At 44.7% G+C, this 12,151-nt stretch carries 12 protein-coding genes; 8 read left to right on the top strand and 4 right to left on the bottom strand.

The features are described 5' to 3' along the window. Positions 1–24 precede the first annotated feature (24 nt). Positions 25–405, top strand: coding sequence for a glycine cleavage system protein GcvH (gene gcvH, locus EX191_RS05085; RefSeq protein ID WP_046876056.1), 381 nt, complete (start codon positions 25–27; stop codon positions 403–405). Between the two features lie 128 nt (positions 406–533). After that, on the top strand, positions 534–3,398 hold the full coding sequence (gene gcvP, locus EX191_RS05080; protein WP_193447270.1) for an aminomethyl-transferring glycine dehydrogenase: 2,865 nt from the start codon (positions 534–536) through the stop codon (positions 3,396–3,398). Positions 3,399–3,640: 242 nt separating this feature from the next. Here the strand turns inward: gcvP and EX191_RS05075 are convergent, their stop codons facing one another. Continuing rightward, positions 3,641–4,042: a VOC family protein gene (locus tag EX191_RS05075; RefSeq protein WP_193447269.1), complete on the bottom strand. Its 402-nt coding sequence runs from the start codon at positions 4,040–4,042 to the stop codon at positions 3,641–3,643. 241 nt (positions 4,043–4,283) lie between these two features. Here EX191_RS05075 and EX191_RS05070 point away from each other — a divergent pair, with 241 nt between their 5' ends. Further along, entirely contained in the window at positions 4,284–4,745 is a 462-nt protein-coding gene (locus tag EX191_RS05070) for a carboxymuconolactone decarboxylase family protein (RefSeq protein WP_104972541.1), read from the top strand. A 104-nt stretch (positions 4,746–4,849) separates the two neighbouring features. Beyond that, the gene (locus EX191_RS05065) at positions 4,850–5,590 is read left to right on the top strand and encodes a helix-turn-helix domain-containing protein (RefSeq protein ID WP_193447268.1); all 741 of its coding nucleotides are present in this window, start codon (positions 4,850–4,852) and stop codon (positions 5,588–5,590) included. A gap of 119 nt (positions 5,591–5,709) precedes the next feature. Here the strand turns inward: EX191_RS05065 and EX191_RS05060 are convergent, their stop codons facing one another. After that, on the bottom strand, positions 5,710–6,204 hold the full coding sequence (locus tag EX191_RS05060; protein ID WP_193447267.1) for a YcxB family protein: 495 nt from the start codon (positions 6,202–6,204) through the stop codon (positions 5,710–5,712). 240 nt (positions 6,205–6,444) lie between these two features. After that, positions 6,445–6,705 (bottom strand): DUF5062 family protein, encoded by a 261-nt coding sequence (locus EX191_RS05055; RefSeq protein WP_005376453.1) that lies wholly within the window; start codon positions 6,703–6,705, stop codon positions 6,445–6,447. 195 nt (positions 6,706–6,900) lie between these two features. Here EX191_RS05055 and EX191_RS05050 point away from each other — a divergent pair, with 195 nt between their 5' ends. The 4 genes from EX191_RS05050 (at position 6,901) to EX191_RS05035 (ending at position 11,030) form a co-directional block, all read left to right on the top strand. Further along, positions 6,901–7,515: a 3'-5' exonuclease gene (locus EX191_RS05050; RefSeq protein ID WP_193447266.1), complete on the top strand. Its 615-nt coding sequence runs from the start codon at positions 6,901–6,903 to the stop codon at positions 7,513–7,515. Between the two features lie 251 nt (positions 7,516–7,766). Beyond that, a complete protein-coding gene (locus tag EX191_RS05045; protein ID WP_193447265.1) occupies positions 7,767–8,294 on the top strand; it encodes a DUF6795 domain-containing protein in 528 nt (175 codons plus the stop codon). A 117-nt stretch (positions 8,295–8,411) separates the two neighbouring features. After that, a complete protein-coding gene (locus EX191_RS05040) occupies positions 8,412–10,133 on the top strand; it encodes an ABC transporter ATP-binding protein/permease (RefSeq protein WP_193447264.1) in 1,722 nt (573 codons plus the stop codon). 504 nt (positions 10,134–10,637) lie between these two features. Then, positions 10,638–11,030 (top strand): hypothetical protein, encoded by a 393-nt coding sequence (locus tag EX191_RS05035; protein WP_182036333.1) that lies wholly within the window; start codon positions 10,638–10,640, stop codon positions 11,028–11,030. 40 nt (positions 11,031–11,070) lie between these two features. On the opposite strand, the gene EX191_RS05030 is transcribed toward EX191_RS05035, so the two are convergent. Next, positions 11,071–12,075 carry a metal-dependent hydrolase gene (locus EX191_RS05030; RefSeq protein WP_182036334.1) on the bottom strand — a complete coding sequence of 335 codons (1,005 nt, stop codon included), beginning with the start codon at positions 12,073–12,075 and terminating at the stop codon, positions 11,071–11,073. Between the last annotated feature and the right edge of the window lie 76 nt (positions 12,076–12,151).

Here is a 12,151-nt window from a genome sequence, read left to right as displayed (position 1 = left end):
GACAAGTTATTTGGAGATTAAGCAATGGACAAAACACTGAAGTTTACAGATAGCCACGAGTGGGTACGTGACAACGGTGACGGCACAGTAACACTTGGTATTTCTGAGCATGCGCAAGAAATGTTGGGTGACGTAGTATTCGTTGACCTACCAGACGTAGAAGACGAAGTAGAAGCAGGTGAAAGCTTCTCTTTGGTTGAGTCTGTAAAAGCAGCGTCAGATATCTACTCTCCTGTTACCGGTGAAATCGTAGAAATCAACGAAGAACTAGAAGACAGCCCAGAGCTAATCAACGAAGAACCGTACGAAGGTGGCTGGATTGTGAAAGTGAAGCTTTCAAACCCATCTGAGTTGGATGACTTAAAAGACGCGGAAGAATACCTAAACTCTATCGAAGAAGAGTAATTAGGATGTGACGAAAGCTGTTCCCTAGCCTGTTTAGAGAGCAGCTTTTTTTCTAGGTTCGGACGTATAATTAAATGTGTCACTAACGACCATTTCCGTTACCCGAGCCAAGGAGTAGGTAAAGGACAATGACTGAATTACTTCAAAGCCTCAGCACACAAAATGAGTTCGTTGGACGCCACAACGGACCAAGCAAATCAGACCAACAAAAAATGTTGGATGCCATCAACGCGGTAAGCCTTGACGCCCTCATCGAAGAAACCGTGCCTGCACAAATTCGCCTAGAACAACCAATGACGTTGGCAGAAGCGAAAAGCGAAGCAGACATGCTAGTGACGATGAAGCAGTTTGCTAAACAAAACCAAATTAAACGTACATTCATTGGCCAGGGCTACTACAACACGTTTACTCCAAACGTCATTCTACGTAACGTGCTAGAAAACCCTGGCTGGTATACCGCTTACACACCTTACCAACCTGAAATTTCTCAAGGTCGCTTGGAAGCCCTTTTAAACTTCCAACAAATGATCATCGACCTAACTGGTATGGAAATCGCGAACGCCTCATTGCTAGACGAAGCAACAGCAGCGGCAGAAGCAATGACTCTGTGTAAGCGCGCGGGTAAGAGCAAGAGTAACGTATTCTTTGTGGCTGACGATGTTCACCCACAAACGCTAGAAGTAGTAAAAACTCGTGCAAAATTCATCGGCTTTGAAGTTCTGGTTGGTTCACTAGAATCCCTACCAGAGCAAGACGTGTTCGGCGCATTAGTTCAATACCCAAGCACAACAGGTGAAGTTCGTGACCTAACCGACATCATCGCAAAAGCGCAAGCAAACAAAACGCTTGTCACTGTTGCGACTGACCTGCTTGCTTCTACCCTATTGAAGCCTGCTGGTGAAATGGGCGCAGACGTAGCAATCGGTTCTGCACAACGTTTTGGCGTTCCTATGGGTTACGGCGGTCCACACGCGGCATTCATGGCAACGCGTGACAAACACAAGCGTACCATGCCAGGTCGTGTGATCGGTGTTTCTATCGATACTAACGGCAACCAAGCACTGCGCATGGCAATGCAAACTCGTGAGCAGCATATCCGCCGCGAAAAAGCGACATCGAACATCTGTACCGCTCAAGCATTGCTAGCTAACATGGCGTCTTTTTACACGGTTTACCACGGCGCAGAAGGTCTACGCACTATTGCTCGCCGTACACACCATATGACTGCGATTATCGCCGCTGGCCTAACCAAAGGTGGCTTTGAACTTGCTCATAACAGCTTCTTCGATACCATCACGATCAACACAGGTTCAAAAACAGAAGAGCTTTACGCAAAAGCACTTTCAGCAGACATCAACCTACGTCTACTACCTGGCAAGCTAGGTATTAGCTGTGACGAAACAACCACGGTCGCTGATGTAGAAGCACTATTTGCAGTCTTTGGTGTAAAAGAAGACGTAGCAGCACTATCGACGGAAATCGCAGGCAACGAGTTTGCGGCAATTCCAGAAGCGCTACGCCGCACAACAGAATACCTGACTCACCCTGTATTCAATACGCACCATAGCGAAACGCAAATGATGCGTTACCTGAAACAGCTAGAGAACAAAGACTTCTCGCTAACGCATGGCATGATCCCACTAGGCAGCTGTACGATGAAGCTGAACGCAGCAGCAGAGATGATCCCAATCACTTGGCCTGAGTTTGGTTCTATCCACCCATTCGCGCCAGCAGAACAAGCGGCGGGCTATGCAGCACTAGCGAAAGATCTAAAAGAGAAGCTTTGTGAGATCACAGGCTACGACGCATTCTCACTTCAGCCAAACTCTGGCGCATCGGGTGAGTATGCAGGTCTTATCGCGATTCAACGCTACCACGAAAGCCGTGGCGAAGGTCACCGCAACGTATGTTTGATCCCAAGCTCTGCGCACGGTACTAACCCTGCGACAGCATCTATGGTGTCAATGAAAGTTGTCGTGGTTAAGTGTGATGAAGAAGGCAACATCGACATCGACGACCTAGCAGCGAAAATCGAGAAGCACAAAGACAACCTATCAAGCATTATGATCACTTACCCTTCTACGCACGGCGTTTACGAAGAGAAAGTGAAAGAAGTGTGTGAAATGGTTCATGCCGCTGGCGGTCAGGTTTACCTAGACGGCGCGAATATGAACGCGCAGGTTGGTCTAACATCACCAGGCTTTATTGGTTCAGACGTTTCTCACCTAAACCTACACAAAACCTTCTGCATCCCGCACGGTGGTGGCGGTCCGGGTATGGGTCCTATCGGTGTGAAATCTCACCTAGCGCCTTTCCTACCAGGCCATATTGAAGACGGCGTAGAAGGCGAAGATTTTGCAGTATCAGCAGCAGATATGGGTAGCGCTTCTATCCTACCGATCTCTTGGGCTTACATCGCAATGATGGGCGAAGCAGGCCTAACAGATGCAACAAAAGTAGCAATTCTGAACGCAAACTACGTGATGGAAACACTTCGCCAACACTACCCTGTTCTTTATCGTGGCAAAAATGGTCGTGTAGCGCACGAATGTATTATCGATATTCGTCCACTGAAAGAAGAAACAGGCATAAGCGAAGAAGACATTGCGAAGCGTCTAATGGACTACGGTTTCCATGCACCAACTATGTCGTTCCCTGTGGCGGGCACGCTAATGGTTGAGCCAACGGAATCGGAGGATCTAGAAGAGCTAGACCGCTTCTGTGATGCGATGATCGCTATCCGCGAAGAAATGGAAAAAGTGAAAAACGGTGAATGGCCACTAGAGAACAACCCTCTCGTTAATGCGCCACACACGCAAGTTGACCTTTCTGCTGAAGAGTGGGACCGTCCTTACTCTCGCGAGCTTGGCTGCTTCCCTTCTAAAGCGACCAAATCTTGGAAGTACTGGCCAACAGTAAACCGCGTAGATAACGTATACGGCGACCGTAACCTAATCTGTTCATGCCCAAGCATCGATAACTACGAAGATTAATTCTTGTAGTCTCTAAATCGACAAAGGCGAACCGTTTGGTTCGCCTTTTTGTTTTTGCTGTGCCGCCCTGACATTTGTTGGTACATCAAGAAGGAATGATAACTAGTTATTGTTTGCACAAAAGTGATTTAGAAATATTGTAACTTCTGAGAACCTTAGAATTAGCACTAATATCTCAGAACCTTAAAAGCTTGTTGGAAACTCCTCATGAACACTATGTTATGCAGGTGCTGTGTAGTTTCTCAGTTCAGTTGCAGTAAGTCCCATTTATTACCATAGAGATCTTGGAACACCACCACTGTCCCGTATTCTTCCACACGAGGCTCTTCATTAAATACAACACCATTTTTCTTCATCAACTCGTAGTCACGCCAAAAATCATTAGTTTGCGGAAACAGGAAAACACGACCACCTGTTTGATTTCCTACTGCATGCGTTTGCTCCGGTGTACTTGCCTGAGCTAAAAGTAGGTTTGTACCATTGGAGTTTGGAGGAGAAACTTGAACCCAGCGTTTACCACCTCCTAGGTTGGTATCTTCAACCAGAGTGAATTGAAGTTTTTGAGTATAAAATTCGATAGCATCGTCGTAATTTTCAACGACTAGAGCAATGTTTCCGATTTGCTGCTGAACAGTTTTGGACATGATGATTTCCGCTGTGTCAAAACGCTAATTGTACGCTATTTTGAGACTTTTCTAGAAAGCACGTAACGCCTTGCAAATGTGTAAGGCACACAATACAAATGTTTACGCATAGCATCAAATAGACATCCTTTTTCGCTTTCTTCGTTCACTCCTTTATCTAACTTTATTGAGTGCATGTCGAAAATCTTCAATCTTTTGCTAAGAGCGTTTTTTATTATGTGAAAAACAGAGGAAAATGACCATGAAAAAACGACTCAACTATATTGAAGTAGCGCCAAAGGCAATAGAAATCCTGTACGCTCAGGAAGCTTACTTCCATGAACAATTTAACCAATCAGAAACCATGAACATGATCATATGGGAACTGGTTAAGTTACGCATATCGCAAATCAATCAATGTGCATTTTGTATCGACATGCATAGTAAAGATGCGCTTAAGTTAGGTGAAAAGCCGGAACGCATATGGGGGCTTAGTGCGTGGAAAGATATGCCATTCTACAGCGATGCAGAACACGTTGCGCTAGGCTGGGCTGAATTACTAACTGCTGGCCTACCAGTAGATGATGATACCTATCAGCTGACCTTGAATACCTTCGGAGAAGAGGCTATGGTCAACCTAACAATTGCGATCAACGCGATCAATAGTTGGAACCGAATAGTTAAGGCATTTAAGCCAAAGGTTGGAGACTATAAACCTAGATAATTCTATCTGACAGTTTTTACTTATAAGTCGCTGCTTATTCCTCAGCTTAATATGATGAAAAGTACATGTATATCACTTTCTCATTTAAGTTGAGGTTAAATAGGATGATTCATTTGAACCTAGAATTTGATATTTTAAAACCTCAAAGGGCTTTAGCTGGCTATGTTCAAGCCATTTGGTCAGCATCCGTCAAACCTGATACGACGCAAACCGTATGTAAACAATTACTCAGTGATGCTGGTACAGGTGTGGTATTCATTTTACAAAATGAAGTACAAATGGATGGTGAACGGCAGGCGCCGGGGGTTGTCCTACTACCTGTGAGCATTCTTGCACATCAGGTCTGCCTACCGCCAGGCGCGGTGATGACTGGCGTACGCTTTCATCCTGCAGTTGGTTATCAACTATTTGGTAAACGCCTAGATCAGCTATTGCGGATTCAAGATGACCACCCTTTGGCTTCTTCTGCGCTAGCAACATTTGAGTCTCTGCAAACAGCGCGTTCGCCGTCTGCAAGGATTTCTACTTTGTATCGCTGGGTTCAAGCACTGATTGAGGAATATGAACCACAGTACGTCCGCCACATCATTGACCAGCCTACAGGGACCATCAGTCAGCGCCAGAGAGAGCGCAATTTTCAGAAATGGTTGGGGATTACTCCTAAACATTACCAACGCATTAAACGAGTGAAGCACACTTTAGAGCAACTCCGAGCGCAACCCGATCTTACTTTATCGGAGTTGGCGCTGGAGCAAGGTTTTTCCGATCAAGCACACATGACTAGAGAGTGTAAGCAGATTGCGCGCATGACACCGAAGCAGTTTGTCCGAAAGAGAAATCTCTAAACCCTATTAGTTTTGTACATCAAACCCAGTTGATTCAGAATCAACCAAGCACTTGTTATGATGTTCGATCATATATCACCTACTTTTTAGATCGCTCACTCCAGCTTGATGTGAATTTGTTAGCTCGCTTTTGATGCCGCGTGCTGCTCTACCATAAACGCGCTCACTTCTTCGTTTAAGCAAGATTTGCTGATGTATTGGCGTTGTTTACCAAGGTGAAGGATAAAGCCCAAATCAGTTTGTTCGAGTTGGTCGATATCATTCCAAGCGAGGCTGCGGTCAACTTTACCACTTTTGTAGCGCACGCCATCTGCATTCACTTCAAAAGCCACTTTACTGCCGCGACTTGAGCTGATGGTTTGACGCCACAGCCACCAAGTTCTTTTGAAATAAACGCTGCACGCTTCAATCACACTCAATACGATAAAGAACCAACCTACGTAACCGTTAGGTAGCAGTTCAAACTCTAATAATACCACACCAAAGATAAGAAACAGCATCCCTTTTAGGTACGCTTGTGGGAACTTCGTTGGCTGGCTAGTTTGATCATAACACTCAGCAAAGAAAGGTTTGTCGAGTATGTATTCTGTAGTGAATTCGAAATTTTTAGACATCTATGGTTACTTCAAGGCTTCTGTAAATGAGTAATCTTGGTTGCACTCTCGCAACGCCTGCATTGTAGCGCTTCTCGGGATTTATCTTTAGTCCTTTTGATTCTGTTTTGTAAATCAATGATACCGCCACGCAAAAAGACCTCGGTGCACTCACCAAGATCAAACAAGGCGAACCATTTGGCTCGCCTTGTTAATTAATGGCCTGTGTTAAGTAATGACCTATGTGACTTCTTGAGTTTTCTACTTTAGAGGGTCGTTGTCTGGCAATGCACTGTGTATCCATACTGCCAGTCGGTGTTTGATGCTTGCGCCGTCTAGCTTACTTTCCGGTAGTGGTGTTATCTGTTTTGCATCGACCAAGAATAGGTAAATCGCTTTTACTCTTAGAGGTTGTGGTGACTGAGGAAGGTCAAAACCTTGTAGCTTCGCCATCTTCCCACCAATCTCTAGTGCCTTCTTAACCAGTTTGTCTTCATTGTGAAGCTTGGAGCTTTTTGACATTGATAAATCCTCTTCTTCGCTTCGGCTAAGAATACATTAAGTATCGCCAATAACGTGTTATAAAACTCTCATATTGATTACGTAGCGTCGATTTTTTGGAATCTACATCGACAAAGATATACCAATTGGTTCGCCTTTCTTTTTCTGTCACTTTCGATAATACTCTTGCGCAATATTACTCAGCTGGAAAATTTTATGCCTCAAGCAAACTCTGTGGTCGTACTCGACTTTGAAACCACAGGTCTCTCTCCTACTTTAGGTGATCGCGCAATAGAAATTGGTGCGGTAAAGTTAGTCGATGGCGAGGTTGTTGATAGTTTTCAGCAACTCATGAATCCCGGTTTCAGAGTGAGCTCTTTCATTGAGAACTATACCGGCATTACCAACAATATGTTACGTTCGGCACCAAGCTGCGAAGAGGTAATGGCGTCATTTAGTGAGTTCATTGCTGGCGAGAACCTTATCGCTCACAACGCGTCTTTCGATAAACGATTTTTAGATGCAGAGCTTGAACGAATCAACTGTGGTTATTCGGGTGAGTTTGCTTGCTCCTTGCTGGTAGCAAGACGGCTCATTCAAGATGCCCCATCACACAAGCTAGGTGAACTTGTTCGCTATAAAAATATCGACAACGACGGTGTTTTTCACCGCGCACTAGCCGATGCGCAAATGACAGCCAAGCTTTGGCTCTTAATGGTCGAAGGATTAGAAAACTCAGGTATCGTTAAGCCAAGTTTTCAGTTGATGCAAACGGTTAGTAAAACAGCAAAAGGAAAGGTCGATCTGCTACTCGCCAAAAGCCGAGCTTAATTCCCTCCTAGCTAAAAGCTGACTCTAGTCTCTTAGACGTTTAAATGATTTTCGATATACATGCGATATTGGCTATATCAGTGAATATCGCAGTGCTTCTTATTCAAAACAAAGATTGGCTAGGTCACTCTATCCTCCAAAACTTCTAAAAAATCGTGAATTATGTCTCACCGATTTAGATACTCGCTATAGTCACTCAAGACAATACGCAACAATTCGAGGTGTATTCACTGACTACTGATTTATAACGTATGATCAACAATGTTTTTCTGTTCTTAGAACAGTTTGCAGCTTTACTCTTACTCGTACTGATTTCTGTTTTTGCTGTTGGCTTTTTATTTTTAGGTAAGGAAGCTCAAGAGTTTACACCAAGCATAAAAGGACGTATTACGAAGAACGATGCTCCCATAAAGAATGCAAATGTAGTACTTAATATTCAGTCAGAAAATCGTTCTTTCGAACGTAGCTTCACCACGAATACAAATGGGGAATTCAAGTTTGATCCTGTTTTCAGAAAAAGGAGCAAAGTTCTAAGTATTTTCGATGGTCTATTTCAAACAATATGCAGTGTAGAAATGACCACAACCGTTGCCAATCAAAAGGTTGTTATTTGGAAAGGAATTTTCAGGCATCACGTCATCGGTGTGAAGGAAAGAGTAAATATGTCTAATTTAAACTGCGAAGCCACCAATCCCATCAGAAAGTTTGAATTTCAATCCCATGGGGATTCCGTAAGTAGTCAATGTGACTTAAGTGATTACTTAAAAGTAAACAGATAGGGTAATGTTTACTCTATCAAACTCCTCAACTTCCTACTCCGAAAGCGGTAGTTCACTGGTCTCCCCTACAAAACTGGCTTACTATGCCAGTTACCTAAAACGCTTTGTGAGCCACTCATGAGCAGAAAAAATAACAAAAATCTCAGCATTCTTCTTAAAATCAACACCTTTATTGCACCTTATAAATGGCGGGTTGCGGCGGCTTTGGTTGCCCTTGTCGCGACGGCAAGTTTGACGTTATCCGTTGGCTATGGAGTACGTATTCTTATCGACCAAGGCTTTGCTCAGCAATCATTGCAAGAGCTTACTAATGCGATTCAGTTTATTGTCGGTGTCACACTCTGTATTGCCATTGGGACTTTCTTTCGCTTTTACCTTGTATCTTCGGTGGGTGAGCGCGTCAGTGCGGATATTCGCCTTGCGGTGTTCAACCATGTGATTACGCTGCATCCGAGCTATTTTGAGACCAACAGTAGCGGCGATATTATGTCGCGCCTGACTACCGATACCACGTTGCTGCAAAGCATTATTGGTTCATCGTTCTCGATGGCGATGCGTAGCGCTTTGATGTGCTTTGGGGCCATCATAATGTTGTTTGCCACCAACGTTAAGCTCACGCTGATTGTGCTTGCTTCTGTGCCTTTGGTTCTCGTTCCGATTTTGTTTTATGGACGACGCGTGCGTGCGCTCTCTCGCCAAAGTCAGGACTCAATGGCCGATGTCGGCAGCTACGCAGGTGAAGCGATAGAACATATTAAAACCGTGCAAAGTTTTAGCTCAGAGCCGTACGAACGAGCGGCTTTCGCTGTCGAGGTGGAAAAAGCTTATGAAGTAGGCAGACAGAGAGTAAAACAGCGCGCAATCCTAATCTCTAGCGTTATTGTGATTGTGTTCAGCGCAATTGCAGGCATGCTTTGGGTTGGCGGCAGCGATGTGATTCACGGAAAGATGTCTGCGGGTGACCTAGCCGCATTTGTGTTTTATGCCATTATGGTTGCCTCATCGACTGCAACCATTTCTGAAGTGATGGGTGAACTACAAAGGGCCGCAGGTGCTACCGAGCGACTGATTGAGATTCTTCAAGTAGACAGCGATATTAAAGCGCCAAGCAACTATAATTCGGTGAGTTTCAACTACCCTTCTCGCCCAAATCAACCAGCTATCAAAGAATTAAATCTAACCGCAGAACAAGGCAAAGTATTGGCGTTGGTTGGCCCTTCTGGTGCAGGTAAAACAACACTATTCGAATTGCTGCAACGCTTTTATGACCCACAACAGGGGCAAGTGTTGTTTGGTGGCGAAGATATTCGACAGTTCGACCCAAAAGAGCTTCGACGCCAAATGGCACTCGTACCACAACAGCCAGCGCTGTTTAGCCATGATGTGTTCCACAATATTCGCTACGGCAATCCAGAAGCCACGGATGAACAAGTCATCGAAGCCGCCAAAAAAGCTCATGCCCATGAGTTTATTGAGAAGCTTCCCGAAGGCTATCACAGCTTTTTAGGCGAGCGCGGCGTTAGACTATCAGGTGGTCAAAAGCAGCGCATTGCGATTGCCCGCGCGATTCTAAAAGATCCAAAAATCTTACTACTAGACGAAGCTACCAGCGCCCTTGATAGTGAAAGTGAACATCACGTTCAGCAAGCACTTGAAGCACTGATGAAAAGACGCACAACACTTATCATTGCTCATCGCCTTTCGACTATCCAACATGCGGATAAAATAGCGGTGCTGGACAATGGTGAGTTAGTCGATGTTGGTAACCACCAATCATTAATGCAAAGCTGTGAGTTGTATCAGCGACTCGTGGCGTTACAATTTAAGCACTTAGAGTAACGCCTAGTTAAGCCCTCAAGAATAAGCAAAAACGGACCAAGTGATTTAATGCCAATAGCTTAACGATGTTTTTGTGTCATTCCTGCGAGCCTTGGCGAGACTAGGAATCTAATAGCAACGTGCTGAGGAGTGGTTAAAGAGACAATTTTGACCATAAAGAGCTAGGATAGAAGATCCTATATCACGCACCTTCGCCGCTGTACAAGATGACGAAATATAAAAAGATGCCACTCGTAGTTAAACGAGCGGCATTAAACCAAGTGGTTCTCCTTTTAATACAGGAACTCAGGTAAGAATCCAGTAACCAGCGTACTCTCCCTTCAACTAGAAACACTCATCCCCACGTACCATATAAAAACCAATCAGCTTCATTTGTAACAAGTTAGGTTTCAAAAATAGGAAATCACCACTGTAAAAATTCACCGCATTTTGTCTTTCTGCCTATGGTTACAATGTTCGTGAAATCAATGCCTTTAAACCAAGTTACAAGTAAGCGGCACCGATATGAACAGCGAAGCGAAACAACTTTTTTATCATTTATGTCAGCAATACGATGCGCTCTCTCAAGATCTAGAGTCTCGCGCGTTTCCTGAGTTTTCCGAGACCATCACTCATCCGCTTGGACACTGCTTTGTCCGTTGCCCTGTTGGCAGTCAGCGCTTTTCCATTGTTGCAGTCAACTTTGCGCCCTCCGTTCGTGGGCAAGGCGTGCTTACTGCATTTATCAACTACATTAAAAGCCATCCATATCATTACCAAGGCGTTGAAGTCGCTATCATTGAAAACAAAAGCTTAGCAAAACGACTGTTGTCCCTTGGATGGAAGTACAAGTCTCTGTTTGGCAAAGTTTTCTTCGCCAGCAAGCCGACCCTAGTGAAGGACTTTCAGTCTGCGTAATAGTTATTACGACACCACATCGGCATCCAAAGCAAAACCATCACTCAAAATCCGTAAGCATATTTAGAAAAGTTTGGCGATCTTCGGTTGTACTACCTCGATGAGCAGTGTATTCAACATGCTCGTTCGGGCTAGCTTTGGGTGATAAATTGATGCCCCACAGCGCGTTAATATGGTTTGGAACGATAGAGTAACGCACGTCAACAATTCGCATTTCGTTATTCGGGTCTTGCGCTACAAAACCATTTGAAAACCAACGGAAACGTTCGATGTCTTTCGCTTGCTGCGATTGCGGATCGAGCCATGGAAATTGTGTTTTCACATTGAGCTTTGGTGTGGATTCGCCTGGGTAGATTTTTATTGAACGCCCCACTCTTACCGCATCCACATAGTAGTTATCTTCCGTTTCATAAATCACTTTCCAGACCAAAAGGTTCCCGAAGGTTGGTTTTGCTTTTAGCTGCACAGCGCTGTGCTGTCGCTCTTGGACGATTTTCCACCCGGCCGCTTCTGCTCTATCTCGTTGAATAACCCCAAGAGTCAGATAAGCCAGAGACCATAGAAATGCGACACGCGCGTAGCTTCGATTTCGCTTCAGTGCGGCAAAGAAAAGCAGGATCAAAATCGGAAGTGAGAAAGCGGGATCGATAACAGAGATCGTATTCCAGGCATAGCGTGTGTTGCTTATCGGCCAAAAAAGCTGAGTCCCATAGCTGGTGCAAGCATCTAACAGCGCATGGGTGCTATAACCAAGGGCACAATAAAACCAACTCTGCCGGAAGCTTAGTCCTCGCTTTTTTGCAAACAACGGATACAACACTAAAGCACAGAGAAAGCTGCCAAAAGGGATAAACAACAATGAATGGGTAAAGTGTCGGTGATATTCCAAAAACAGCAATGGGTCAGTTGATGAACGGATAAGTACGTCCAAATCCGGCGCCATCCCTGAAACCACGCCTAACACGCCAGCAGCCACAATGTGCCGCTTGTTACTCGCAGACTGTGGCAAAGCAGCGCCCAGTAAACCTTGCGTTAACGGGTCCATTATTTACGCCCGCAACGAAAATGTAGCCGAGATAGAAAGCATATGCGCTTCAAAATAGACTCAAATTTAAAAACCA

The organism is Vibrio chemaguriensis (assembly GCF_012275705.1).
Taxonomy (GTDB): Bacteria; Pseudomonadota; Gammaproteobacteria; order Enterobacterales; family Vibrionaceae; genus Vibrio; species Vibrio diabolicus.
Note: the sequence above shows the minus strand (reverse complement) of the source record. Positions and strands in the feature narration are given on the sequence as shown.

What these genes read in the sequence shown, in the direction of transcription:
- gcvH (WP_046876056.1), top strand. Translation starts at nt 25, where the DNA reads ATGGACAAAACACTGAAGTTTACAGATAGCCACGAGTGGGTACGTGAC.
- gcvP (WP_193447270.1), top strand. Translation starts at nt 534, where the DNA reads ATGACTGAATTACTTCAAAGCCTCAGCACACAAAATGAGTTCGTTGGA.
- EX191_RS05075 (WP_193447269.1), bottom strand. Translation starts at nt 4,042, where the DNA reads ATGTCCAAAACTGTTCAGCAGCAAATCGGAAACATTGCTCTAGTCGTT.
- EX191_RS05070 (WP_104972541.1), top strand. Translation starts at nt 4,284, where the DNA reads ATGAAAAAACGACTCAACTATATTGAAGTAGCGCCAAAGGCAATAGAA.
- EX191_RS05065 (WP_193447268.1), top strand. Translation starts at nt 4,850, where the DNA reads ATGATTCATTTGAACCTAGAATTTGATATTTTAAAACCTCAAAGGGCT.
- EX191_RS05060 (WP_193447267.1), bottom strand. Translation starts at nt 6,204, where the DNA reads ATGTCTAAAAATTTCGAATTCACTACAGAATACATACTCGACAAACCT.
- EX191_RS05055 (WP_005376453.1), bottom strand. Translation starts at nt 6,705, where the DNA reads ATGTCAAAAAGCTCCAAGCTTCACAATGAAGACAAACTGGTTAAGAAG.
- EX191_RS05050 (WP_193447266.1), top strand. Translation starts at nt 6,901, where the DNA reads ATGCCTCAAGCAAACTCTGTGGTCGTACTCGACTTTGAAACCACAGGT.
- EX191_RS05045 (WP_193447265.1), top strand. Translation starts at nt 7,767, where the DNA reads ATGATCAACAATGTTTTTCTGTTCTTAGAACAGTTTGCAGCTTTACTC.
- EX191_RS05040 (WP_193447264.1), top strand. Translation starts at nt 8,412, where the DNA reads ATGAGCAGAAAAAATAACAAAAATCTCAGCATTCTTCTTAAAATCAAC.
- EX191_RS05035 (WP_182036333.1), top strand. Translation starts at nt 10,638, where the DNA reads ATGAACAGCGAAGCGAAACAACTTTTTTATCATTTATGTCAGCAATAC.
- EX191_RS05030 (WP_182036334.1), bottom strand. Translation starts at nt 12,075, where the DNA reads ATGGACCCGTTAACGCAAGGTTTACTGGGCGCTGCTTTGCCACAGTCT.